Raw genomic sequence first — 22,444 nt, 5'->3', positions numbered from 1 at the left:
GATGCCAAGGGGAGTACGGACCGACGACCGGCGCATGCTGCTGCTGGGGCTGGCCGGCTCGGCCCTGCTCGCGTCCTGCGCGGTGGCGCCGCCCGACACGGGCCGCGACGACGACAAGGGCGACCGCCTCTGGCCCGCCCCGCCCGAGTTGCCGCGCTTCAGCTACGAAACGGTGCTGCGCAACCTCGGCGACGTCACCGAGGAAACCGAGGAAGAAAAGCTGCGCAACCGCCTCACTGGCGCGCGCCGCAGCGACGGCAAGGTGATCGAGAAGCCGGCCAGCCTGGCCGCGCGCGACGGCCGCATCTTCGTGGGCGACTCCATCCGCCGCAGCATCCTGGTGTTCGACGTGCCGCGGCGCAGGCTGTTCCAGTTCGGCCTGCGCGCGCCGGGCACGCTGGCCAAGCCCACGGCGATCGCGCTGGACCGCGGCGGCCGCCTCTACGTGGCCGACGCCACCTTGCGCAAGGTGTTCGTGTACGACCGCCTCGGCCTGCACCTGCAGACCGTGGGCCAGCCGGGCGAACTCGAGCGGCCCACCGGCGTGGCGGCGAGCCCGGACGGCAGCCGCATCTACGTGATCGACCGCTCCGACAACGACAGCGAGCGGCACCGCGTGATGATCTACGGCGCCGACGGCAAGCTCGTGCGCGAGCTCGGCCGGCGCGGCCGGCGTGAAGGCGAATTCAACCTGCCGGTGCAGGCCGCGGTGAGCCCCGAGGGGCACCTGCACGTGCTGGACGCGGGCAATTTCCGCGTGCAGACCTTCGATGCGGAAGGCAAGTTCCTGCGCAGCTTCGGGCAGGTCGGCACGGGGCTCGGGCATTTCGCGCGTCCGCGCAACCTGGCCTGCGACGACGACGGCCGCCTGTACGTGACCGACGGCGCGTTCGGCAACGTGCAGATCTTCACGCCCGAAGGCGAGCTGCTGCTGGCCATCGGCCGCGGCAGCCGCCGCGACCTGCCGGGCTGCTACGGCCTGATCAGCGGCGTGGCGGTGGACGAGACCGGCCGCATCTACGTGGCCGACCAGCTGTTCTCGAAAGTGGAGGTGATCCGCCGCCTGAGCGAGCAGGAAGGCCGCAAGCTGCTGCGCCCGGCGGCCTGAATCCCTATTTCGAGTGGCAGGTCAGGCACAGCGCGCTGCCGGCATTGGTCACGCGCAGGAAGGTCGGGTTGAACTGGCTGCCCACGCCGTTGGAGGGCACGCCGTGCGGGTCGTGGCAGGAGGCGCACTCCACCTCGAAGCCTTCGCCGCTGTCGTACAGGCGCACCTCGTTCGTGTCCGGGCGCCGGTTCGAGTTGTCGTCGAACCAGGCCATGCCGACGCGGGTGGCGGTGGGCGGCTTGAAGTCCACGCCCGGGCCGGCCGTGGGGAAGCGCACGCCCACCGGGTGGTCGTTGCGCAAGTCGGTGCCGATCACGAACACGGCGAAGTCGGTGGCGTTGCCGCCCAGCAGCGCGCCGGCGGAATGGCAGGCCAGGCAGCCCGTCTGGTTCAGTCCCATGTGGCGGGTGGCGTCGGGGCCGCGCGAGTTGTTCCAGGCGTTCAGGAAGGTGTCGCTCTGCGTGGTGGCCTGGTTGGCGTTGTAGCCGCCGGAGCCCGGCATGTTGATCACCGAATCGACGCCCACCTGCCCGTCGTGGCAGGACAGGCAGGCCAGGGAGTTGGGGCCCGGCTGCGTCACCGGCTGCGTCAGCGAGGCGGTACCGAGCTGGTTGTAGGTCTGGTAGGTGGTCGCCTTGATCGTGCGGTTCCACAGCGGCAGGGCGACGTTGGAGTTGGCGCCGTGCGGGGTGTGGCAGTACACGCAGACTTCCTGGTAGTCGTTGCGGTACGGGTCCATGTTGGTGGCCGCCGGGCCGCCGCCTTCCGCCTGGCGCTGCGTCATGTTGTGGCGCGTGTTGGCGATGCTGCCGCGGTTGCTGAACTTGGTGGGGATGTCGGTGTCCGCACCGGCCGTGACCCAGGCCGTGGAGAGCAGCACCGCCACCAGGCCGCCCAGCAGCCATCCCGCGTTGAACTTCATGCGCATCCCCCCGTTCTTCATTGGATGGGCCATGACGCAACGCACGTGCCCGCGGGGCCTGCGCGCCCTTGCGATGGATCAAGGTCCGTTCACGCGTCCGGGGCCGGATCGGGAACCCGGAGGCCGTTTTCGCGTCGATCGGGGGCTCCGCCAGCGCTGCGGGTGCCTCGCGCCTGCCAGAAGCGGGAAAGGCGGCGGCTCGTTTCCCGCCTTCGGGAACGGTTTCCCGGCCGCGGGACGTGTCCCGGGTGCTACGCAGCCGGTGCGGCGCAGAAGGTCGGCAGCGCGTACACCGTCAACCGGCCCTGCCGGCCGCGGATCTCCAGGTCGTGCCGCTGCCAGTCGCCCGGGGTGCGGCCGGCGCGCCGCAGCACTTCCTCCGAAACGACGACGCGCACCTTCAGCAGCTTGGTCAGCTCCTGCAGCCGGCTGGCGGTGTTGACGGCATCGCCCACCGCCGTCAGCGTGCGCGTGTCGCGGTAGCCCACCGTGCCCACTGCCGCCGTGCCGGCATGGATGCCGATGCCGAAATCGAGCGGCCGGCGGAATTCCGCCGCGAGGCTGTCGTTGACGGCGGCCATGCGACGCTCGATCGCCTCGGCCGCGGCCAGCGCCTGGCGCGCGGCTGTCACCGTGTCGCTTTCGAGGCCGAACAAGGCCATCACGCTGTCGCCGATGAACTGGTTGGGGATGCCGCCGGCTTCGCGCACCGCGTCGCCGACGGCCTCGAAGTACTGGTCCAGCACGTAGACCAGGTCGAAGGGCAGGTGATGTTCGGACAGGCCCGTCCAGCGGCGCAGGTCCGCGAACAGCACCACGATCTCGCGCTCCGAGGTCGGGCCCCAGGCGTCGTGGGCCGGTGCGTTGCCACGGATGGCGGCGAGCGGCCGCACCTCGATCGCGCCGGTGGGGCGCAACTGGCAGGCGAGCCGCACGGCGGGTGGCGCCGCGATGCGCGCCAGTGTCTCGGCTTCGTCGGGGCCGGGCGGCGGCAGCGGCGTGGCCGTCGCAATCACCTCGATGCGGCAGGTGGAACAGCGCGCGCGCCCGCCGCACACCGACATGTGCGGGATGCCGAAGGCGCGGCTGGCCTCCAGCACCGAGTAGCCGGCGGGCACGTCCACCGCCTGCGCCGGATAGGTGATGCGCAGCACGCGGCCGCTGGAGCGCGCCCACGCGACTTGCGCCCAGCGCGCTGTGAGCGTCAGCGCGAGCAGCGCCAGCGGCGTGTAGAACACGATCTCCACCCAGAGCTGCAGCGTCGCGTCCAGCGGGCCCGGCGGACGCGACTGCACCGGCAGCGCGGAGGCCTCGCGCGCCATGGCGAGGTAGCCCGTGAAGGCGAGCACGGGCAGCAGGGTGGCGACGATCACCAGGGACAGCTGCCAGCGGCGCCAGCCGGCCCGGTGGCGGAACGCCAGCTGCAGGCCGAAGCAGGCGTGCAGCCACACGACGACGATCATGGTGAGCTGGCGCAGGGTGAAGTCGCTGGCCCACATCGAGGCGGTGACGCGCCGGTACGTGTCGTCCCAGCCAATGAGCTCCCAGGACAGGCGCGTCTGCACCATGTGGAAGGCCAGCAGCAGCGGGATCGTGAAGCCGAGCGTGATGCGCGCCAGCTCCAGCGGCGGCATGCGCAGCGTGTGGCGCTCGTACAGCGCGGCGAGCGCGAGGCCGAAGTGCAGCAGCAGCGCCCCATAGAATGCCACCGTCGCCGGCAGGCTGCGCCAGAAGGCCACGAACACCTCGCGGCCCGCCTCGGCGGCGGCGAGCGAGACCAGGCCCGCCGCGTGGTTCAACAGGTGGGTCGCGACGTACGTCAGCAGGATCAGCCCGGAGGCCAGGCGCAAGGTGCGCGGTCGGGGGTGCAGGGGGTTCAATGGCAACGGTTCAGGCGTCGACTTTCGGGCTGCGCAACGTGAAGATGCTGCAGGGGCTCTCGCAGGAGCGCCTGGCGATTCTCGCCGGTCAGTGTGCCTGGCGCACGGTGGAAGCCGGCCAGGTGATTGTGGCGCGCAACAGCCACGACCGCGACGTGCACTTCGTGGTGAGCGGGCACGTGCGCGTGACCTCCTTCTCGGCCGGCGGCCGGCAGGTGACCTTCCGCGACGAGGAGCCGGGCGAGATGTTCGGCGACCTCGCCGCCATCGACGGCCAGCCGCGCTCGGCCGACGTGCTGGCGCTCGACAGCGTGCTCGTCGCCTCGCTGTCGCCCGAGCATTTCCGCGCGCTGATCGCCGAGGAGTCCCTGGTGCGCGAACGCGTGCTGCAGCGGCTCGCCGGCCTCGTGCGGCTGCTGTCGGAACGCGTGATCGAGCTGAGCACGCTGGGCGTGCAGAACCGCATCCACGCGGAGCTGCTGCGGCTGGCGCGCGCCAGCGGTGCCGCGGGCCCGCAGGCGCGCCTCGACCCCGCGCCCAAGCATGCGGACATCGCGAGCCAGGTGAGCACGTACCGCGAGCAGGTGACGCGCGAACTCTCGCTGCTCACGAAGCAGGGCCTGCTCGCGAAGGACGGCAATGCGCTCGTCCTGCTCGATGTGCCGAAGCTGGAACGGATGGTGGAAGAGGTCCGATCGGAAGCGTGAGGCGCCTGGGCGCAGGCGGGTGGCGGGCGCGCGAAGCGCCGAACCCCAGCGATGCGCGCATGCGCCGTCTTCACCGCGCGGGGGCATCGCAGCGCATGCTGCCACGTTCGAAACCCGGTGCGCAAACGCACATGCACGCGAGGGGTGGATCCCTAGAGTCTGGGTTGTGGACACGATGTCCACCCCACCAACCCAAAGGACCCATCATGACCCGCACCCTCATCGCCGCCCTCGCCCTCGTCGCCGCTTCCTCCGCCTTCGCCGAGAGCCCGCTGGCCGACACCACGCCCTTCGCCGGCAGCAGGAGCCGCGCCGAAGTCCAGGCCGAACTGCAGCAGTTCAAGGCTGCCGGCGTGAACCCCTGGGCCCAGAGCTACAACCAGCTGCGCGGCTTCCAGAGCAGCAAGACCCGCGCGCAAGTGTCGGCCGAATACGTGCAGTCGCGCGACGAGACCGCCGCCCTGACCGGCGAAGACAGCGGCTCGGCCTACCTGTCGGCCCGCACACCGAGCGTCGCCGCGGCCATCCTGGCCGGCCAGCCCGTCAACGCCCAGTGAGTTCGTCCATGGCGGACATGACCAGCACGCGCGCCCTCATGCCCTTGCGGCGGGCGCGGCGGCTGGTCCGCCTGGAACGTCGTTAGCCCCCGCGCAGCATGCCTGCCCCATGCCGGGCACTTTTCCCTTCGCGCAGCCAGTTTCTCTCCCGGATCCCACCGCCCCGACGGCGCAGCCGGATCGTGAGACTCGTATGATGTCGGCCTCGCGGGTCCTCTTCCGCATGGGGTCGACAGTCGATGCCTGCCGCCATGATCGCTGCCCTGTTCTTCACCGTGGCCTTGCTGGTCACGACGACCTACTTCATCCTGGGCTCCATCCCGCTGCTGGTGCTGAAGCACGACACGCCCATGGACTCCCGCTTCGTGCGGGCCTTCTTCAACATCTACTACGTGGCAGCCATCACCACGGCCAGCGCGACGGCGATCAGCTATGCATTCGCGGGGCGCCTCGGGCTTGCAACCGGGGCTGCCGGTCTCGCCCTGCTGGCCGTCGTGCTGCGCAGGATGATCATTCCCAAGATGGACGCGCTCGGAGCCCAGATCCAGTCGAACGCCATCGAGGCGATTCCCGGCTTCCGCAGGACGCACGTGACGGCCATCGCGATCAACATCGGCCAGCTCGCGGCGATCGTGTGGAGTCTCGCCGCCGCGCGCCTGTAGCCGGGCGGCCCCCATCGAGTCTTTTCGGCACTGCCTTGCAGACCATCCACCCCGCTGGCAAGATGGCCGCCATCGTGACATCGGCCGAATCCGACTACCTCTTTCGCCTCGCCAGCCTGTCGTTGTCATTCGTCGGTTTCTCCGCAGTGGTGGTCACGCTTCGCGGTGCACTTGGAGGCGAGCTCTCCGACCGGCACCTGCGTCTCGTGCGCCTCTACATCGAAGGAGGCCTGCTGGTCACCGCCCTGGCCGTGGTTCCCACGCTCCTGAACCTCCTGCACCTCCCCGACACCGTCATGTGGCCCTCGTGCAGTGCGGTCGCGGCCGCGATCTTCACCGGCCTGCTGCTCGTTCAATTCCGCCGTCGCCGCGCCATCGAGCCGGGACGGTTTCCGCCCTGGGTCGTGATCGTCTATGCGGTGTCGGCGGTCGCCGTTGCGAGCCTCTGGTTCAACGTGGCGGGATTCCCCTTCGCATCGAACGCCGGCCCTTACGCCGTCGTCCTGACCTGGGCCCTCGGCATCTTCGGGTTCATCTTCGTGCGAACCATGGAGCTGTTCCTGCACCGCGAGGCCTGACGGTTTCGGCAGCTTCGAATCCCGGTGCGTGAACGCACATGCGGGAAGGCGATGGATCTCCAGAATTCGGGCTGTGGACACGAAGTCCATCCCCCAACCCAAAGGACCCATCATGACCCGCACCCTCATCGCCGCCCTCGCCCTCGTCGCCGCTTCCTCCGCCTTCGCCGAGAGCCCGCTGGCCAATACGACGCCCTTCGCCGGCAGCAGGAGCCGCGCCGAAGTCCAGGCCGAACTGCAGCAGTTCAAGGCTGCCGGCGTGAACCCCTGGGCCCAGAGCTACAACCAGCTGCGCGGCTTCCAGAGCAGCAAGACCCGCGCGCAAGTGAGCGCCGAATACGTGCAGTCGCGCGACGAGACCGCCGCTCTGACCGGCGAAGACAGCGGCTCGGCCTACCTGTCGGCCCGCACGCCGAGCGTCGGCGCGCCCATCCTGGCCGGCCAGCCCGCCAACGCGCAATAAGCCTTCGATGGCGATCCCGGCCAGCCCGCCCGCCCGCACGACCCTCCCCGGGCGCGGCGGCTGGTCCGCCGCCGCTCAGTACCCCATGCGCAGCACCCCCTGCCGCATGCCATCCACCTTCCCCTCGCGCAGCCAATCCACCGTCGCCTGGTAGAGCAGCCGGCGGTTCTTCTCCCACATCGCGTTGTGCGACGAGCAGCCCAGGTCCACGAAGACCTTGTCGGCTCCGCCCCAGTCCTCGTACAGCTCGCGCACGCGCTTCGGATCCACCTGCTTGTCGTGCTCGCCGGCCACCATGAGGAACGGCGTCTGAAGGCGCGCGACCGCCGCCTGGTTGAAGCCCCAGGTCGGCACGGACGGTGCGCGCCGCACCCCTTCGCCCCACTTCGCGCCTGTCGGGTCCGACTCCAGCATCTCGTCGAAGATCGCGGCGGCGGCCTGCGCCTCGTATTGCGCCGGGCAGCCGACCTGCCGATCCCAGTTGGCGATGAAGTCGGCGCGCGACTGCACCGTCATCGAGGCCGCCAGGCGCGGCAGCGGGTCGGGCGCCTGCAACGGCCCGTTGCGTGAGTAGGCGGGCGCCAGCACCACGATCCGTTCCACCTTCCCGGGATGCAGCGCCGCATAGCCGGCGATGCGCGGCCCGCCCTGCGACCAGCCCACCATGGACACGCGTTCGACGCCGCGCAGGGCGCGCAGGAAGTCGACCACGGCGTCGATGTCGCGCCAGTCCGACGCCATGGTGGTGATCGGCGTCGGATGCGAGGGATCGCAGGTGGCCGGGATCAGCATCGGCACGAAGCGCGCCTGCTGCGCCTTCGCGACGTTGCACGGGTCGTTCATCGCGGGCGGACGGGTCGAGCGGCCGTAGCCCGTCATGTCGACCGCGAACACGTCGAAGCCCGCCTGCGCCACGTGCGCGAGCCAGCTGTAGTCGCTGCGGCGCGAGTCGAAGGACACCTCCGCCGGCGTGCCGGCGCCGTGCACGAACAGGACCACCGGCCGGGTGCCGCGGGGGGCCGCCACCGCGGGCGCGAGCTCGCGCAGGTACAGCTGCGCCTCCTGGCCGGACAGGGCCGGCGCGGTGGACACCACGCGCACCCGGTGCTCGGCGCCGACCAGGCCCTCCGGCACGCGCGGTGCCGAGCTGCAGGCGGCCAGCAGGATGCTGGCGGATGCGGCCGCGAATGCAAGGAAGCGCATGCTTTCATCTCCGGCTGTCGCAAAGGGCGCAGCTTTGTCTGGCGCGCCGGGCTCGTCCATTCGGACAAACGTGCACGGCGAGCCCGACCTTGGCTATAGTTGGAGCCGCCGCGTTACCCACGCGGCCCCGTGGCGCGCGACGGTCACCCGCCATCGCGTTCCGCCCACCACAATGAGGCGCGACACGATCGCGCGGAGACGACAACGATGAGCCAGCACGAGCCATTGCGCTTGCACGTGCCGGAGCCTTCCGGGCGCCCCGGCAGTCCTACCGACTTTTCCTACCTGCATATCTCCGAGGCCGGCGCCGTCCGCAGGCCCCCGGTCGACACCTCGCATTTCGACACCCAGGACCTCGCGTACGCGTTGATCCGCGTGCTCGACGCGCAAGGGCATGCGGTCGGCCCCTGGGCCCCCGAGGTCAGCCCCGCGCAACTGCGCCGCGGCCTGCGCGCCATGATGAAGACGCGCATCTTCGACGCCCGCATGCTGATCGCCCAGCGGCAGAAGAAGATCTCCTTCTACATGCAGTGCCTGGGCGAGGAGGCGATCGCCGTCGCCCACGCGCAGGCGCTGGAGCCCGGGGACATGTGCTTCCCGACCTACCGCCAGCAGGGCCTGCTGCTCTCGCGCGACGACGTCCCGATGACGGAGCTGATGTGCCAGCTGCTGTCCAACGAGGGCGACCCGCTCAAGGGCCGGCAGCTGCCGGTGATGTACTCGTACAAGCGGGCCGGGTTCTTCTCGATCTCCGGCAACCTCGGCACGCAGTTCATCCAGGCGGTGGGCTGGGCGATGGCCTCCGCGATCAAGGGCGACACGCGCATCGCCTCGGGCTGGATCGGCGACGGCGCCACCGCCGAATCCGACTTCCACAACGCGCTGATCTTCGCCCACGTGTACCGCGCACCGGTGATCCTCAACGTGGTCAACAACCAGTGGGCGATCTCCACCTTCCAGGCGGTGGCGGGCGGCGAGTCGACCAGCTTCGCCGCGCGCGGCGTCGGCGGCGGCATCGCCTCGCTGCGCGTGGACGGCAACGACTTCCTCGCCGTGCTGGCGGCCTCGCGCTGGGCCGCGGAGCGGGCGCGTTCCAACCTCGGCCCGACGCTGATCGAGTGGGTGACCTACCGCGCCGGCCCGCATTCCACTTCGGACGATCCGTCGAAGTACCGCCCCGCCGACGACTGGGAGCGCTTCCCCCTGGGCGATCCGGTGCAGCGCCTCAAGCAGCACCTGATCACGCTGGGCGCGTGGTCCGAGCAGGAGCACCAGCAGGTGCAGCTCGAACTCGAAGCCGAAGTGGCCGCCGCGCAGAAGGAGGCCGAAAGCCACGGCACGCTGCTCGATGGCCACATCCCGAGCGCGTCGACGATGTTCGACGACGTCTACGCAGAGATGCCGGCGCACCTGCGCCGCCAACGCCAGGAGCTGGGGGTTTGACGATGCTGACCAAGACGAAGGAAACCCGGGTCGCGGGCGCGGCGGGCGAAGGCAAGCCCATGACCATGATCCAGGCGCTGCGTAGCGCGCTGGACGTGATGATGGAGCGCGACGACAACGTCGTCGTGTTCGGCGAGGACGTCGGCTATTTCGGCGGCGTGTTCCGCGTGACCGAAGGCCTGCAGCAGAAATACGGCAAGGCGCGCTGCTTCGACACGCCGATCAACGAAGGCGGCATCGTCGGCGTGGCGGTGGGCATGGGCGCCTACGGCCTGCGGCCGGTGGCCGAGATCCAGTTCGCCGACTACTTCTATCCGGCCTACGACCAGATCGTGTCGGAAGCCGCGCGGCTGCGGCACCGGTCGGCGGGCGACTTCACCTGCCCGCTCACCGTGCGCATGCCCTGCGGCGGCGGCATCTACGGCGGACAGACCCACAGCCAGAGCCCGGAGGCGCTGTTCACGCACGTGTGCGGCCTGCGCACCGTGATCCCGAGCAACCCGTACGACGCCAAGGGCCTGCTGATCGCCTGCATCGAGAGCGACGACCCGGTGATGTTCCTGGAGCCCAAGCGCCTGTACAACGGCCCCTTCGACGGCCACCACGACCGGCCCGTCACGCCGTGGTCCAAGCATCCGATGGGCAACGTGCCCGAGGGCTACTACAAGGTGCCGCTGGAGTCGGCCGCGGTGGTCCGCCCCGGCAAGCAACTGACCGTGATCACCTACGGCACGATGGTGTGGGTGTCGCAGGCGGCGGCGGAAGAGACCGGCATCGACGCCGAGATCATCGACCTGCGTTCGCTGTGGCCCCTGGACCTGGACACGGTGCTGGAGTCGGTGAAGAAGACCGGCCGCTGCGTGGTGGTGCACGAGGCGACCAAGACCAGCGGCTTCGGCGCCGAACTCACCGCCACGGTGCAGGAGCACTGCTTCTACCACCTCGAAGCGCCGATCGAGCGCGTGGCCGGCTGGGACACGCCGTATCCGCACGCCACCGAGTGGGCGTACTTCCCGGGGCCGGGGCGCGTCGGCGCCGCGTTCCAGCGCGCGGTTGGGGGCTGAGCCATGGGACTCTATGCCATCAAGATGCCCGACATCGGCGAAGGCATCGCCGAAGTGGAACTGGTCGCCTGGCGCGTGCAGCCCGGCGACACGGTGAAGGAGGACCAGATCCTCGCCGACGTGATGACCGACAAGGCCACCGTGGAGATTCCCTCGCCGGTGGCCGGCAAGGTGGAGTCGCTCGGAGGAGAACCGGGCCAGCTCATGGCCGTGGGCTCGGAGTTGATCCGGCTCGAGGTGGAGGGCGCGGGCAACGTCAAGGAAGGCTCGAAGGATGCTGCCGCGTCCGGCTCCCTCCCCCTCCGGGGGAGGGCAGGGGTGGGCGCTGGCGCCGGCGCGGCGCCTGTTCCGCCCGACAGGAAGGACGACGTTACGCATTCCAACGAGGATGTGGCCGCGCGCGAATCCAGTGCCCCCACCCCGGCCCTCCCCCGGAAGGGGAGGGAGGAAAGCCCGGTGCGGCCTCCGAGTGCCACGCCCGCGCCCATGCGCCCGCCCGGCGAAAAACCCATCGCCTCCCCCGCCGTCCGCCGCCGCGCCTGGGAGCTCGGCATCGAACTCCAGTTCGTCCACGGCAGCGGCCCCGCCGGCCGCATCACGCACGAGGACCTCGAGGTCTATCTCGCCGCCCGCGGGCAGGGCCCCGCCGCCCGCGCCACCGCGCTGCGCCAGCGCCAGGGCGAGGAGGCCATCCCGGTGATCGGCCTGCGCCGCCGCATCGCGCAGAAGATGCAGGAGGCCAAGCGCCGCATCCCGCACTTCAGCTACGTGGAGGAGGTCGACGTCACCGACCTGGAGGCGCTGCGCGCGCAGCTCAATGCGAAGTTCGGCGCCGCGCGCGGCAAGCTCACGGTGCTGCCCTTCATCGCGCGGGCCGTGGTGCTGGCGCTCGACGACTTCCCGCAGGTCAACGCGCGCTTCGACGACGACGCGGGCGTGATCGCTCGCTCGAACCCCGTGCACCTGGGCATCGCCACGCAGACCGATGCGGGCCTGGCCGTGCCGGTGCTGCGCCATGCCGAGGCGCAGGACGTGTGGGGCCTCTCGCGCGAGATCGCGCGCCTGGCCGACGCCACGCGCGCGGGCAAGGCCACGCGCGAGGAACTGGCCGGATCCACCATCACGATCACCAGCCTCGGGCCGCTGGGCGGCATCGTCACCACGCCGGTGATCAACCACCCCGAAGTCGCGATCGTGGGCGTGAACCGCATCGTGGAGCGCCCCGTGTTCCGCAACGGCGCGGTCGTTGCGCGCCAGCTGATGAACCTGTCGTCGTCGTTCGACCACCGCGTGATCGACGGCATGGACGCGGCGCGCTTCATCCAGGCCGTGCGGGCCCTGCTGGAGTCGCCGGCACTGCTGTTCGTGGAGTAGGACGATGAAGAACAAGACCACCACGCTGCTCGTGATCGGCGGCGGGCCCGCCGGCTACGTCGCCGCGATCCGCGCCGGCCAGCTCGGCGTGCCCACCATGCTGGTGGAGGCGGACCGCCTCGGCGGCACCTGCCTCAACATCGGCTGCATCCCCTCGAAGGCGCTGATCCACGCGGCCGATGCCTACGCCCACGCGCAGTCGTACGCGGGCGAGTCGCCGCTGGGCATCCGCGTGTCCTCGGCCAGCATCGACCTCGTGCAGACGCAGCGCTGGAAGGAGGGCATCGTCGGCAAGCTCACGACCGGTGTCGCCGCACTGCTGCGCCGGGCGGGCGTGCAGGTGTTCAAGGGCCGCGCGACGATCGTCGACGGCAAGACGGTCGACATCGCGGTGGCGGACGAGCCGGTGCGCATCCAGTGCGAGCACCTGGTGCTGGCCACGGGGTCCGAGCCGGTCGAACTGCCCAACCTGCGCTACGGCGGCCCGGTGATCGGGTCGACCGAGGCGCTGGCGCTCGCCAAGGTGCCCAGACATCTCGTCGTGGTGGGCGCCGGCTACATCGGGCTGGAGCTGGGCATGGCCTTGCGCAAGCTCGGTGCGGAGGTGGCGGTGGTCGAGGCCACCGCGCGCATCCTGCCGGCGTACGACGAGGAATTGAGCAGGCCCGTGCTCGCCAGCCTGCAGCGCCTGGGCGTGACGCTGCACCTGAACTGCACGGCCGAGGGCCTCACGGAGCAGAGCAACGGACTGCGCATCCGCAGCAGCAAGGCCGACGAGTACGTGCTGCCGGCGGACCACGTGCTCGTGGCGGCGGGGCGGCGTCCGCGCACGGCGGGCTTCAACCTGGAGTCGCTGGCGCTGGACATGAACGGCCGCGCCGTCAAGGTCGATGCGCAGTGCCGCACCTCGATGCGCAACGTGTGGGCGGTCGGCGACCTGACCGGCGAGCCGATGCTGGCGCACCGCGGCATGGCCCAGGGCGAGATGGTGGCGGAGATCATCGCGGGCGCGAAGCGGCGCTTCGAGCCGGTGGCGATCCCCGCGGTGTGCTTCACCGACCCCGAGCTGGTGGTGGCGGGCCTGTCCCCGGCCGAAGCGGCGGCCTCGGGGCAGGAGCCCCTGGTGGCGCACTTTCCCTTCATGGCGAACGGCCGCGCGCTCAGCATGGATGCCGCCGAGGGCTTCGTGCGCGTGGTCGCGCGCAAGGACAACCACCAGATCCTGGGCTGGCAGGCGGTGGGGCACGGCGTATCGGAACTGAGCGCCGCGTTCTGCCATTCGCTGGAGATGGGCGCGCGGCTGGAAGACGTGGCCGGCATCATCCATGCGCATCCGACGCTGGGCGAGGCGGTGCAGGAGACGGCGTTGCGGGCGCTGGGGCATGCGCTGCATGTCTAGGTTCCGGCGCGTGGGGGGTTGGTAGGCTGGTGGTGAGCTTTGCGAACCCCAGCGTTCAACGGGGCTCGCGCATCGCTGGGGTTTCGCTTCGCTCCACCGCCAGCCTACGATGCATCCATTCCTTGGCGGTGGTCGCGAGTTCCTCGATCACCTCCTCGTTCGTGCGGCCGGAGCGCTTGAGGACCTCGAAGCCGTGATCCGCGCCCTCCACGACGTGGAGCGTCGCGCGCTCGCCGAGCGCCGTCGTCGTGGTGCGGATCAACTCCAGGTCGGCCAGCGCATCGCGCGTTCCCTGCAGGAACAGCATCGGCAGGTGCACCTGCGCGAGATGCTCCGCCCGCGCCACGGAGGGCTTGCCCGCCGGATGCAGCGGAAAGCCGAAGAACACGAGTCCGCGCACGCTGGCCAGGGGCTCGCCCGCCTGCGCCTGCGACGTCATGCGGCCGCCGAAGGACTTGCCGCCGGCGAACAGCGGCAGCCCCGGCCAGCGCCGCGCGGCTTCGTCCACCGCCGCGCGCACGCTGGCTTGCGCGACCGCGGGCGGATCCGGGCGCCTGGAGCCCTGCTCCATGAAGGGGAAGTCGAAGCGCAGCACGGCCACGCCCTGGCGCGCCAGCGCCTGGGCCAGCGCCGCCATGAACGCGTGCCGCATGCCGGCGCCCGCGCCGTGGGCGAGCACCAGTGCCGTCCGCGCACCCGCGGGCGCATCGACCAGGAATCGCGCCACGCGCCGCCTAATGCTGCTCCGACCAGGCCCCGCCCGGCCGCCGCACGTACACGTGCCGCCCGGGATGGTCCGGCGTCGGGATGCTGAGCACCTGCGCGTGCTCGTCGTCGCAGACGATCTGCGGGAGCGCCCCGGCCATGGCGGGATTCGAATAGCGCTGCAGCACCTTGCTGCGCTGCGCGGCGTCCGGGCTCTGGAGCGCAGCCCAGAGGATGTCGAGCTGGTCGGGGGAATGGTGCATGCGGTTCAGCCGATGTAACCCTCCACCGTGCCGGGGTCGCGCGGGGTGGCCGTCTCGGGGTCTTCGCCGAACTCGCGCTTGGCGCGCCGCTGCCGCAGCAGGTCCCAGCACTGGTCGAGCTCGACTTCCAGCTGCTTCAGGCGCGGGGCGCCGTCCTGCGGGGCGCCGGCAGAGCGCAGCTTGTGCTCTTCGTCGATCAGGGCCGAGATGTGCGCGAGGATCGTCTGGTCGCTCATGGCAGGCTCCGTGGTTGGCCCGCCATCCTATCGCCGCTTCAGTGGCACGGGTAGGTGCCGCCGCTTCAGCGGCACTGGTAGGTGCGCACGCGCGTGACGGGCCCGTATGTCACCGCGAAGGCGTCGATGCAGCCGGTTGCCGCGTCGCGCGGATACACCAGCACGAAGCCCGGCGGGTTGCCGCCGCCCGGGATGTCCAGCAGCAGGCGCGGCGGGCCCCACTCGTCGATCAGCTCGCGCAGCGTGTGGTTCTGCCAGGTGCCGTTGATGTCGCGTTCGCGCACCGCGCGGCTCGCCCGCGGCGGCTCGGGGGCGATGGCCCAGCGCGGATCGATGGCGCAGCCGCCCGCCAGCAATGCCAGCGCGCCGGCCGCCGCGATGCGCGCGCCCGTGTCCCTCACCTGCTGCTCCTGAACGTGTTCTCGACAGCATCGTGGAGCGCTGGCGCGCAGGGGTTGTTGACGGCGCGCAAGTTTCCTGCGCCGCTCCCTCCAATGGAGGAGCCCCGGGCTCAGGACTTGCGGGCGGGCGGCGCGGCCTTCTGCTGCGCTTCGCGCTGCGCGCGATCCTCGCGCCTGAGCGCGTTGAGCTCCTCCACCTTCTCCACCTTGGCCAGCCGGACCGCGGCTTCGCGATCGTGCTTCGCCTTCGCGATGCAGGTGTCGTGGGCGCGGTCCTTCAAGGCTTCGCAGCGCTGCTTGGCGACCTCGTAATCGACGTCGGCACGGGCGAACTTGGCCATCTTCTCCGACTCCGGCCCCGGCTTGTAGCGCAGGGCGAGCTGGGCCTTGGCGATCTTCTCCCAGCCCTTGGCCTGCACGTCGCACACGTCCTTCGCGTTGCCCTTGAAGCGGTCGCAGGCCTTGCGCTGCGCCTTGGCCTGCACCGCGATGCGCTGCTTCGCCGCCTTGAAGGCGTCCTTGTTCATGGCGGTCTCGGCGCTGTACACCACGCCGCCCCCCGCACCCACGCCCAGCACCAGGGCGATCACGATCAGGTGCTTCTTCCTCGCTTGAAACATGGGGGCATGGTGGCCCGCGCGGGCAGCCTGATCAGCAGGCCGAGGCTGCGGATCCTTGTAGTCGGGCGACGACACGCGGGTCGGCCGCCAGCCGGGGGCTCAGCAGAAGATCAGGGCCAGCCAGGCCGGATCGTCGAGGACGTTGAGGATGAAGAAGGCCCCGAGCCGATAGGCCCAGTAGTGCGCACGCGCCAGAATCTCCCCGGTTTCCACCGCGGCAAGTGTACCGGCGCTCGCGCAGCGGGCACTTTCCGGGGCCGGGTTTTCCCCTGTGGAGGCCGCGACGCAACGGTCCCGCACGCTTGATCTCGCGCAAATGGCGCGTCCGACCCCCTCCCTAGAGTGGGGTCCCAGTCCACCCAGCGGGAGCTTGTCCATGGTCCCTCCTTCCAGCGTCGAGGCCGCCGCGCCGGTCCTCCCCGGCCCCGTGGCCGTGCCGCGCGTGCCCGGCTACCTCGACCAGACCTACTGGTGGGCCTATGTGCACCCCAAGGCCGTCCACTTCTTCGAACGCGAGTGGCTGGTCAACCTGATCCTGTTCGGCAACTACAAGCGCCTGTGCGACGCGGCGCTGGCCGAACTGGGCGAGCCCGTGCAGGGCCACACCCTGCAGCTCGCCTGCGTCTACGGCGACCTCACGCCGCGGCTGCGCGAGCGCCTCGCGCCCGATGCGCGCCTGGACGTCGTCGACGTGCTGACGATCCAGCTGCGCAACCTGGCCGCCAAGATGCCGCGCGACGAGCGCGTGGCGCTGCTGCACGGCGATTCGTCCGCGCTGGCGGCGCCCGATGCGAGCTACGACCAGGTGCTGCTCTTCTTCCTGCTGCACGAACAGCCCGAACACGTGCGCCGCGGCACGCTGGCCGAGGCCATGCGCGTGGTGAAGCCGGGTGGCAAGGTCGTGATCGTGGACTACCACCGCCCGGGCGGGGCGCATCCGCTGCGGCCCCTGATGCGGCAGGTGTTCAGGCACCTGGAACCCTTCGCCATGGACCTGTGGGACCACGACGTGCTGGAATTCCTGCCCGCCGGCGTGCAGCCGGCGTCGGTGGACAAGAGCACCTGGTTCGGCGGCCTGTACCAGAAGACGGTGCTGGTGCGCTAGGGCGGCGAGGCAGCGGCTTGCCAGAAGGGCGCCGCCTGTGTCACTGTCGGGCCCCATGAACGGCCGCAATGCCTTGCTCGCGCTGCTGCAGGACGAGGGTGTCACCCACCTGTTCGGCAACCCCGGGACCACCGAACTCGCGCTGATGGAGGCGCTGCCCGCCGCGCCCGGCCTGCAGTACGTGCTGGGGCTGCAGGAATCGGTGGTGGTGGCGATGGCGGACGGCTTCGCCCGCGCATCCGGGCGGCTGGCCGCCTGCAACCTGCACTGCATGCCGGGGCTGGGGCACGCGATGGGAGCGCTGTACAACGCGCGCTTCGCCGGCTCGCCGCTGATCGTCACCGCGGGCCAGTACGAGATCGGCCACGGGCTGCAGGAGCCGATGCTCTACGAGCCCCTGGTGCCCGTCGCGCAGCCGCTGGTGAAGTGGGCCGCCGAGCCGCAGCGCCTGGAGGACCTGCCGCGCATCGTGCGCCGCGCCGCCAAGATCGCCACCACGCCGCCGTGCGGGCCGGTGTTCCTCAGCCTGCCGGGGAGCATCCTCGATGCCGAGGCCGACCTGGACCTCGGTGCGCCCACCCGCGTCGAAGCGCACGGCTTGCCCGCACCGCGCGTGCAGGAAGCGCTCTTGCGGATGCTGCTGGCCAGCGCCTCGCCCGTGATCATCGCCGGGCGCGAACTGGCGGAGCAGGGCGGCATGGAGAGCGCCGGCGAGCTGGCGCAGCTGCTCGGCGCGCCGGTGTGGCAGGAGCCGATCCCCTACAACACGCGGTTCCCGGTGCGCCACCCCTGCGCAATGGGCGACCTCTCGCGCAACCAGCGCAAGGTGCGCGAGCACCTCGCGGGGCACGACCTCCTCGTCGTGCTGGGTGCCGACCTGCTGCGCATGTCCGTGTACAGCCCGGTGGACCCGCTGCCGCCCGGGCTGCGCGTGGTGCACATCTCGGAGCGCGATGCGGAACTGGGGAAGAACTACGCCACGGAGCTGGCGGTGCGCGCGGGCGTGGCGGAGACGCTCGCGGCCTTGCTGCCGCGGCTGCGTGCGGCGCAGGACGAGCCCCTGCGCCAGTCGGCCCGCGAGCGGCTGGCGCGCATCGCCGGGGCCAACTGGTCGTCGCGGCGCGAAGCGCTGCTGGCCGCCGCTCCGGCCGCCGATCCCGCCGACGCGATGCAGCCGCTCACGCTGCTGCGCCGGCTGGTGGATGCGCTGCCGGCGGGAGCGGTGTGCGTCGAGGAAGCGCCGACCACCGCCCCCCTGCTGGCCTCGCTGCTGCCGATGGAGGGGGCGCGCGATTTCCTCGGGCTGGCGAGTGGCGGCCTCGGCTTCGGCATGGGCGGCGCGGTGGGCGCCGCGCTGGCGCGCCCGGGCACGCCGGTGGTGGCGCTGATCGGCGACGGCAGCGCGATGTACGCGATCCAGGCGCTGTGGACCGCGGCGCACCACCGGCTGCCCATCACCTACGTGATCGTCAACAACCGCTCCTACCGCATCCTGAAGGAGCGCATGGTCTCCTCGCGCGGCAGCGATTCCTTCATCGGCATGGAGTTCGCCGATCCGCCGCTGGACTTCGTGGCGCTGGCGCGCGGCATGGGCGTGCCGGGACAGCGGGTGACGCAGGGCGATGCGCTGGACCGCGTGCTGCGCGAGGCCTTCGCGAGCGGCGGGCCGTTTCTCATCGACGCGGCGGTCGCCTGAGGCGCCTTCAGCGCCGCGCGAATTCCGGCTGCTCGAAGTGCGCGACGCGCGTGGGCCGCCCCAGCAGGCACACCTCGCGGAACTGGTAGAGGAAGGCTGCCGTGGGCGCGGCGATCCAGCCGGTGCCCACCGGCATGCGCAGCACCGGATGCACGCTGTCGGCGCAGGGATCCAGCAGCGGCGCGTCGGTGCGCAGGAATTCGGCCAGCGGGATGCGGTGGATGCTCGCCACCTCGCCGGCGTTGGGCACCAGCGCGCGCGCCTCGCCGCCCCACACCACCACCGGCGCGATCGCGAAGCCGGAGCGCGTCACGTAATCGTCCAGCCGGCCCAGGATCGCATCCGGCGCGAGCTGCAGGCCGACTTCCTCGTGCAGTTCGCGCAGCGCGGCTTCCTCGGGCGTCTCGCCGGTGTCGATGCGCCCACCCGGCAGCGCCCACTGCCCCGCGTGCGCGCGCAGGTCCGCCGCGCGTCGCGTCAGCAGGATGGCCGCGTGGCGGCTCCAGCCGTCCGGTGCCGGCACGTGGGCGAGCCGGGCGCCGCCGCCTTCCTCGACGAGCGTGAGCGCCACGGCGGCCGGGCGCTGCGGCCCGGCGCTGGCCTGCAGGCGCACGAAGCCGGCCAGCGCCGCGTGGATGCGCGCACGCAGGGTGTCGTCCAGGAGCACGGCGCGCTGGGCGGGGTTCACCACAGCGACCGCATGGCGGCGAGGAAGCCTTCGCGCGGCGGCGCCAGCGGCACGTCGCGGCCGGCGACGCACACGCGCGCCATGGGCGTGCGCGGCGAGGAGAAGACGAGCGCGTCGAGCAGGTGCTCCGGTGGCACGCCGGCCAGCGCAAGGGCTTGCGGATCCGGCAGGCAGAAATCGGCGCGTTCGCCGACCGCGAAGCCGCCCAGGCGCAGGCCTGCCGCGCCGCTGCCGCCGGCCAGCGCGGCGCCGAACAGCACGCCTGCGGAACTCTCCTGCCCTGCCGCATGCCCTGCCACGTTGCGCCGTCGCAGCACGACGCGCTGCGTGTATTCGAGCAGCCGCAGCTCCTCGCACCAGTCGCGCGTGACGTGGCTGTCGGAGCCGATGCAGCAGCGGCCCTGCAGCGCGAGCCAGCCGCCCAGGTCGAACACGCCGTCGCCGAGGTTGGCCTCGGTCGTGGGGCACAGCACGATGCCGGCGCCGGCGTCGCGCACGCCCTCCAGTTCCGCCTCGGTGCTGCGGGTCGCGTGCACCAGGTTCCAGTGCGAATCCACCGGCGCGTTGGCGAGCAGCCATTCGATCGGCCGCTGCCAGTGCCGGGCAAGGCAGTCGTCGACCTCCGCCTGCTGTTCGGCGACGTGCATGTGCACCGGCATGCCGGCCTGGCGCGCGGCCGCCGCCGTTTCGCGCAGGGCGCCGTCGTCGACGGCACGCAGCGAATGCAGCGCGATGCCGGCTGCGAGCAGCGGGCTGGCCTGGCGCCGCAGCGCCTGCGCGATGCCCAGGACGGACTCCGGCGTGGAGGCGAAGCGCCGCTGGTGCTCGCTGAGCCCACTCGCCGCGAAGCCCGAGCGCATGTACAGCGCGGGCAGCAGCGTCAGCCCGATGCCGGCGCGCTGCGCGGCGCGCACCAGCGCCAGCGACATCTCCAGCGGATCGGCATAGGGTCTGCCGTCCGCGTCGTTGTGCAGGTAGTGGAACTCGCAGACGTGGGTGTAGCCGGCCTGCAGCAGCTCCGCATACAGGAAGGCGGCGATGGCTTCGAGCTGCGGCGGCGTGATGCGCAGCGCCACCGCGTACATGCGCTCGCGCCAGCTCCAGAAGTCGTCGTGGCCCGCGGTGCCGCGTTCGGCCAGGCCGGCGATCGCGCGCTGGAACGCATGGCTGTGGCCGTTCACCAGCCCCGGCAGCACGGCACCGGGCAGCACTTCGGCGTCGGTCGGTGCCTCGCAGCCGGTGCGCACCTCGGACCAGGAGCCCCCTCCGTCGCTCGCCAGCAGCACGTCGCGCGCCCAGGCGCCGGCCACCCATGCCCGCGGCGCGAAGAAGCGGCGCGCTTCAGCCATAGAGCTTGCGGCAGGCCGCGAGCGCCGCTTTCACCATCGCGCGCACCACCGGCTGCACCTGCGTCGCGCGTTCCTCGCTCCAGTCGTAGGGAGGCGCCTCGCGCATGTACGTGCACTGGCACATCTCCAGCTGCACGGCGTGGACGTGCTCCGCCGGGCGCCCGTAGCGGCGCGTGATGTAGCCGCCCTTGAAGCGGCCATCGAGCACGTGCGTGTAGCGCGAATAGCCCGCGGCGGCCTGCACCACGGCGGCGGCGATCGAAGGCGCCGCACTCTGGCCGCCCGCGGTGCCGATGTTGAGGTCCGGCAGGCGGCCTTCGAACAGCCACGGGATCTCCGAGCGGATGCTGTGCGCATCCCACAGCAGCACGAAGCCGTGCTGGCGCCGCAGCCGCTCCAGCGTGGCCTGCAACGCGTCGTGGTACGGCTGCCAGTACTGCCGCAGCCGTTCGCGCCGCTGCGCTTCGGTGGGTGCGCCCCCTTCGCGGTACAGCGGCTCGCCGGAGAAGAAGCGCGTCGGGCACAGCTCGGTGTTGGAGGCGCCCGGGTACATCGGCTGGTCATCCGGCGGCCGGTTCAGGTCGATCACGTAGCGCGAGTGCAGCGGCTGCAGCACGCTGGCGCCCAGCTCCCTGGCAAAGGCATAGAGGCGATCGAGATGCCAGTCGGTGTCCTCGACGGCCAGGGCGCGCTCCACGTAGGAGCCGCGCAGGCCGGCCGGAATGTCGGTCCCCATGTGGGGGATGCTCACCAGCAGCGGTGCGCTGCCCTGGTGCAGGCGGAAAGTCATGCAATGCGTCCTTCGATCACGGTGGTGCGCCGGGGGTTCGAGCCCAGCGCCTGGCAAAGTTCGGCGGGATGCTGCGCATCCCACAGCACGAAGTCGGCGCGCAGGCCCGGGGCCAGCGCGCCGCGGTCGTGCAGGCCCAGCGCGCGCGCGGCGTGGCGGGTGACGCCGGCCCATGCTTCCTCGGGCGTGAGGCGAAACAGCGTGCAGGCCATGTTCAGCATCAGCAGCAGCGAGGTGCAGGGCGAGGTGCCCGGGTTGCAGTCGGTGGCCACGGCCAGGGGCACGCCGTGCTGCCGCAGCAGCGCGATGGGCGGCACGCGGGTTTCGCGCAGGAAGTAGAAGGCGCCGGGCAGCAGCACGGCGACGCTGCCCGAGCGCGCCATCGCGCGGGCGCCGGCCTCGCTGAGCCACTCCAGGTGGTCGCAGCTCAGCGCACCGAAGGACGCGGCCAGCGCGGCGCCTTCGCTGTCGCTCAGTTGTTCGGCGTGCAGCTTCACGGGCAGGCCGAGCGCGCGGGCCGCTTCGAACACGCGCCGCGTCTGGGCGGGGGAAAAGCCGATGCGCTCGCAAAAGGCGTCCACCGCATCGACGAGGCCCTGCGCGTGCAGCGCCGGCAGCATGCGGCAGACCTCGTCGATGTAGTCGTCGGGGCGGCCGCTGAATTCCGGCGGCAGGGCGTGTGCGCCGAGGAAGGTGGTGCGCACCGTCACGCCCTCGCTGGCGCCGAGGCGGCGCGCCACCCGCAGGCACTTGGCTTCCTGCTCCTGCGACAGGCCGTAGCCCGACTTGATTTCCACGGTGGTGACGCCTTCGGCCAGCAGCGAGCGCAGGCGGCGGCGCGACTGCGCGAACAGGCTCTCTTCATCGGCGGCCCGCGTGGCGCGCACCGTGGCCACGATGCCGCCGCCGGCGCGCGCGATCTCCTCGTAGCTCGCGCCGTTCAGGCGCGCCTCGAATTCGGCCGCGCGGTCGCCGGCGTAGACAAGGTGCGTGTGGCAATCGATGAGCCCGGGCGTGAGGAGGCCCCCCTGCGCATCGTGCTCGACCGCCGCATCGTCCAGCGCCAGCGGAAGGTCCCGGCGCGCTCCCACCCAGGCGATGCGGCCGTCCTCCACCGCCACGGCCCCGTCCTCGATCAGGCCGTAGGGCGCGCCGGCGCCCGCCGCCTGGGTGGCGACGCGGGCGTTGGTCCAGAGCTGTAGGCTCATGGTCGGGTCTCCATGCGCATGCA

25 protein-coding genes are annotated in these 22,444 nt (G+C 71.5%); 12 read left to right on the top strand and 13 right to left on the bottom strand.

Going from position 1 to position 22,444, the window contains the following annotated elements; all coding sequences use genetic code 11:
- Positions 1-34: 34 nt before the first annotated feature.
- Positions 35-1,108 carry a 6-bladed beta-propeller gene (locus WG923_RS08350; RefSeq protein ID WP_340350494.1) on the top strand — a complete coding sequence of 358 codons (1,074 nt, stop codon included), beginning with the start codon at positions 35-37 and terminating at the stop codon, positions 1,106-1,108.
- 4 nt (positions 1,109-1,112) lie between these two features.
- Here WG923_RS08350 and WG923_RS08345 read toward each other — a convergent pair whose 3' ends face one another.
- Both WG923_RS08345 and WG923_RS08340 read right to left on the bottom strand, forming a co-directional pair.
- Positions 1,113-2,030, bottom strand: a complete 918-nt coding sequence (locus WG923_RS08345; RefSeq protein WP_340350493.1) for a cytochrome c3 family protein — start codon at positions 2,028-2,030, stop codon at positions 1,113-1,115.
- A gap of 251 nt (positions 2,031-2,281) precedes the next feature.
- Positions 2,282-3,910: an adenylate/guanylate cyclase domain-containing protein gene (locus tag WG923_RS08340; RefSeq protein ID WP_340350492.1), complete on the bottom strand. Its 1,629-nt coding sequence runs from the start codon at positions 3,908-3,910 to the stop codon at positions 2,282-2,284.
- On the opposite strand from WG923_RS08340, the gene WG923_RS08335 reads away from it, so the two are divergent.
- From WG923_RS08335 to WG923_RS08315, 5 genes are all read left to right on the top strand, one after another.
- Positions 3,910-4,617, top strand: a complete 708-nt coding sequence (locus tag WG923_RS08335) for a Crp/Fnr family transcriptional regulator (RefSeq protein ID WP_340350491.1) — start codon at positions 3,910-3,912, stop codon at positions 4,615-4,617. The two genes, WG923_RS08340 and WG923_RS08335, sit on opposite strands and share 1 nt — an antisense overlap.
- A 206-nt stretch (positions 4,618-4,823) precedes the next feature.
- Positions 4,824-5,174: a DUF4148 domain-containing protein gene (locus tag WG923_RS08330; RefSeq protein WP_340350490.1), complete on the top strand. Its 351-nt coding sequence runs from the start codon at positions 4,824-4,826 to the stop codon at positions 5,172-5,174.
- Between the two features lie 251 nt (positions 5,175-5,425).
- Positions 5,426-5,836: a hypothetical protein gene (locus tag WG923_RS08325; protein ID WP_340350489.1), complete on the top strand. Its 411-nt coding sequence runs from the start codon at positions 5,426-5,428 to the stop codon at positions 5,834-5,836.
- A 35-nt stretch (positions 5,837-5,871) separates the two neighbouring features.
- Entirely contained in the window at positions 5,872-6,414 is a 543-nt protein-coding gene (locus WG923_RS08320; RefSeq protein ID WP_340350488.1) for a hypothetical protein, read from the top strand.
- A gap of 112 nt (positions 6,415-6,526) precedes the next feature.
- Complete coding sequence (locus WG923_RS08315) at positions 6,527-6,877, top strand: DUF4148 domain-containing protein (protein ID WP_340350487.1); 351 nt, start codon at positions 6,527-6,529, stop codon at positions 6,875-6,877.
- A 75-nt stretch (positions 6,878-6,952) separates the two neighbouring features.
- On the opposite strand, the gene WG923_RS08310 is transcribed toward WG923_RS08315, so the two are convergent.
- Positions 6,953-8,080: an alpha/beta hydrolase gene (locus WG923_RS08310; protein WP_340350486.1), complete on the bottom strand. Its 1,128-nt coding sequence runs from the start codon at positions 8,078-8,080 to the stop codon at positions 6,953-6,955.
- Between the two features lie 207 nt (positions 8,081-8,287).
- On the opposite strand from WG923_RS08310, the gene WG923_RS08305 reads away from it, so the two are divergent.
- The 4 genes from WG923_RS08305 to lpdA are packed head-to-tail and all read left to right on the top strand — an operon-like array spanning position 8,288 to position 13,360.
- The gene (locus WG923_RS08305) at positions 8,288-9,523 is read left to right on the top strand and encodes a 3-methyl-2-oxobutanoate dehydrogenase (2-methylpropanoyl-transferring) subunit alpha (protein WP_340350485.1); all 1,236 of its coding nucleotides are present in this window, start codon (positions 8,288-8,290) and stop codon (positions 9,521-9,523) included.
- 2 nt (positions 9,524-9,525) lie between these two features.
- Positions 9,526-10,587 (top strand): alpha-ketoacid dehydrogenase subunit beta, encoded by a 1,062-nt coding sequence (locus WG923_RS08300; RefSeq protein ID WP_340350740.1) that lies wholly within the window; start codon positions 9,526-9,528, stop codon positions 10,585-10,587.
- A 3-nt stretch (positions 10,588-10,590) separates the two neighbouring features.
- Positions 10,591-11,961, top strand: a complete 1,371-nt coding sequence (locus tag WG923_RS08295; protein WP_340350484.1) for a dihydrolipoamide acetyltransferase family protein — start codon at positions 10,591-10,593, stop codon at positions 11,959-11,961.
- Positions 11,962-11,965: 4 nt separating this feature from the next.
- Positions 11,966-13,360, top strand: a complete 1,395-nt coding sequence (gene lpdA / locus WG923_RS08290) for a dihydrolipoyl dehydrogenase (protein WP_340350483.1) — start codon at positions 11,966-11,968, stop codon at positions 13,358-13,360.
- Positions 13,361-13,415: 55 nt separating this feature from the next.
- On the opposite strand, the gene WG923_RS08285 is transcribed toward lpdA, so the two are convergent.
- The 6 genes from WG923_RS08285 to WG923_RS08260 form a co-directional block, all read right to left on the bottom strand.
- Complete coding sequence (locus tag WG923_RS08285; protein ID WP_340350482.1) at positions 13,416-14,087, bottom strand: alpha/beta hydrolase family protein; 672 nt, start codon at positions 14,085-14,087, stop codon at positions 13,416-13,418.
- A gap of 7 nt (positions 14,088-14,094) precedes the next feature.
- Positions 14,095-14,328 carry a hypothetical protein gene (locus WG923_RS08280; protein WP_340350481.1) on the bottom strand — a complete coding sequence of 78 codons (234 nt, stop codon included), beginning with the start codon at positions 14,326-14,328 and terminating at the stop codon, positions 14,095-14,097.
- Between the two features lie 5 nt (positions 14,329-14,333).
- Positions 14,334-14,564 (bottom strand): DUF2630 family protein, encoded by a 231-nt coding sequence (locus tag WG923_RS08275; protein WP_340350480.1) that lies wholly within the window; start codon positions 14,562-14,564, stop codon positions 14,334-14,336.
- 65 nt (positions 14,565-14,629) lie between these two features.
- On the bottom strand, positions 14,630-14,965 hold the full coding sequence (locus WG923_RS08270; protein ID WP_340350479.1) for a hypothetical protein: 336 nt from the start codon (positions 14,963-14,965) through the stop codon (positions 14,630-14,632).
- A gap of 110 nt (positions 14,966-15,075) precedes the next feature.
- Positions 15,076-15,585 carry a hypothetical protein gene (locus tag WG923_RS08265; RefSeq protein ID WP_340350478.1) on the bottom strand — a complete coding sequence of 170 codons (510 nt, stop codon included), beginning with the start codon at positions 15,583-15,585 and terminating at the stop codon, positions 15,076-15,078.
- Positions 15,586-15,684: 99 nt separating this feature from the next.
- Positions 15,685-15,963 carry a hypothetical protein gene (locus WG923_RS08260; protein ID WP_340350477.1) on the bottom strand — a complete coding sequence of 93 codons (279 nt, stop codon included), beginning with the start codon at positions 15,961-15,963 and terminating at the stop codon, positions 15,685-15,687.
- Here WG923_RS08260 and rquA point away from each other — a divergent pair.
- A complete protein-coding gene (rquA, locus tag WG923_RS08255) occupies positions 15,962-16,690 on the top strand; it encodes a rhodoquinone biosynthesis methyltransferase RquA (RefSeq protein ID WP_340350476.1) in 729 nt (242 codons plus the stop codon). The genes WG923_RS08260 and rquA overlap by 2 nt on opposite strands.
- A gap of 37 nt (positions 16,691-16,727) precedes the next feature.
- Positions 16,728-18,386 (top strand): thiamine pyrophosphate-binding protein, encoded by a 1,659-nt coding sequence (locus WG923_RS08250; protein ID WP_340350475.1) that lies wholly within the window; start codon positions 16,728-16,730, stop codon positions 18,384-18,386.
- A gap of 7 nt (positions 18,387-18,393) precedes the next feature.
- On the opposite strand, the gene WG923_RS08245 is transcribed toward WG923_RS08250, so the two are convergent.
- The 4 genes from WG923_RS08245 to hutI are packed head-to-tail and all read right to left on the bottom strand — an operon-like array spanning position 18,394 to position 22,421.
- On the bottom strand, positions 18,394-19,074 hold the full coding sequence (locus WG923_RS08245; protein WP_340350474.1) for an NUDIX hydrolase: 681 nt from the start codon (positions 19,072-19,074) through the stop codon (positions 18,394-18,396).
- Positions 19,071-20,423 (bottom strand): formimidoylglutamate deiminase, encoded by a 1,353-nt coding sequence (locus WG923_RS08240; protein ID WP_340350473.1) that lies wholly within the window; start codon positions 20,421-20,423, stop codon positions 19,071-19,073. The genes WG923_RS08245 and WG923_RS08240 overlap by 4 nt, the downstream gene beginning before the upstream one ends.
- On the bottom strand, positions 20,416-21,213 hold the full coding sequence (hutG, locus tag WG923_RS08235; protein ID WP_340350472.1) for an N-formylglutamate deformylase: 798 nt from the start codon (positions 21,211-21,213) through the stop codon (positions 20,416-20,418). Before hutG ends, WG923_RS08240 begins: the two co-directional genes overlap by 8 nt.
- A complete protein-coding gene (gene hutI / locus WG923_RS08230; protein WP_340350471.1) occupies positions 21,210-22,421 on the bottom strand; it encodes an imidazolonepropionase in 1,212 nt (403 codons plus the stop codon). Before hutI ends, hutG begins: the two co-directional genes overlap by 4 nt.
- Positions 22,422-22,444 lie beyond the last annotated feature (23 nt).

This window comes from Ramlibacter sp. AN1133 (assembly GCF_037890035.1).
Taxonomy (GTDB): domain Bacteria; phylum Pseudomonadota; class Gammaproteobacteria; order Burkholderiales; family Burkholderiaceae_C; genus Ramlibacter.
Note: the sequence above shows the minus strand (reverse complement) of the source record. Positions and strands in the feature narration are given on the sequence as shown.

What these genes read in the sequence shown, in the direction of transcription:
- lpdA (WP_340350483.1), top strand. Translation starts at nt 11,966, where the DNA reads ATGAAGAACAAGACCACCACGCTGCTCGTGATCGGCGGCGGGCCCGCC.
- hutG (WP_340350472.1), bottom strand. Translation starts at nt 21,213, where the DNA reads ATGACTTTCCGCCTGCACCAGGGCAGCGCACCGCTGCTGGTGAGCATC.
- WG923_RS08310 (WP_340350486.1), bottom strand. Translation starts at nt 8,080, where the DNA reads ATGCGCTTCCTTGCATTCGCGGCCGCATCCGCCAGCATCCTGCTGGCC.
- WG923_RS08335 (WP_340350491.1), top strand. Translation starts at nt 3,910, where the DNA reads ATGGCAACGGTTCAGGCGTCGACTTTCGGGCTGCGCAACGTGAAGATG.
- WG923_RS08345 (WP_340350493.1), bottom strand. Translation starts at nt 2,030, where the DNA reads ATGAAGTTCAACGCGGGATGGCTGCTGGGCGGCCTGGTGGCGGTGCTG.
- WG923_RS08325 (WP_340350489.1), top strand. Translation starts at nt 5,426, where the DNA reads ATGATCGCTGCCCTGTTCTTCACCGTGGCCTTGCTGGTCACGACGACC.
- WG923_RS08260 (WP_340350477.1), bottom strand. Translation starts at nt 15,963, where the DNA reads ATGGACAAGCTCCCGCTGGGTGGACTGGGACCCCACTCTAGGGAGGGG.
- WG923_RS08240 (WP_340350473.1), bottom strand. Translation starts at nt 20,423, where the DNA reads ATGGCTGAAGCGCGCCGCTTCTTCGCGCCGCGGGCATGGGTGGCCGGC.
- hutI (WP_340350471.1), bottom strand. Translation starts at nt 22,421, where the DNA reads ATGAGCCTACAGCTCTGGACCAACGCCCGCGTCGCCACCCAGGCGGCG.
- WG923_RS08330 (WP_340350490.1), top strand. Translation starts at nt 4,824, where the DNA reads ATGACCCGCACCCTCATCGCCGCCCTCGCCCTCGTCGCCGCTTCCTCC.
- WG923_RS08295 (WP_340350484.1), top strand. Translation starts at nt 10,591, where the DNA reads ATGGGACTCTATGCCATCAAGATGCCCGACATCGGCGAAGGCATCGCC.
- WG923_RS08350 (WP_340350494.1), top strand. Translation starts at nt 35, where the DNA reads ATGCTGCTGCTGGGGCTGGCCGGCTCGGCCCTGCTCGCGTCCTGCGCG.
- WG923_RS08315 (WP_340350487.1), top strand. Translation starts at nt 6,527, where the DNA reads ATGACCCGCACCCTCATCGCCGCCCTCGCCCTCGTCGCCGCTTCCTCC.
- WG923_RS08305 (WP_340350485.1), top strand. Translation starts at nt 8,288, where the DNA reads ATGAGCCAGCACGAGCCATTGCGCTTGCACGTGCCGGAGCCTTCCGGG.
- rquA (WP_340350476.1), top strand. Translation starts at nt 15,962, where the DNA reads ATGGTCCCTCCTTCCAGCGTCGAGGCCGCCGCGCCGGTCCTCCCCGGC.
- WG923_RS08275 (WP_340350480.1), bottom strand. Translation starts at nt 14,564, where the DNA reads ATGAGCGACCAGACGATCCTCGCGCACATCTCGGCCCTGATCGACGAA.
- WG923_RS08280 (WP_340350481.1), bottom strand. Translation starts at nt 14,328, where the DNA reads ATGCACCATTCCCCCGACCAGCTCGACATCCTCTGGGCTGCGCTCCAG.
- WG923_RS08300 (WP_340350740.1), top strand. Translation starts at nt 9,526, where the DNA reads ATGCTGACCAAGACGAAGGAAACCCGGGTCGCGGGCGCGGCGGGCGAA.
- WG923_RS08265 (WP_340350478.1), bottom strand. Translation starts at nt 15,585, where the DNA reads ATGTTTCAAGCGAGGAAGAAGCACCTGATCGTGATCGCCCTGGTGCTG.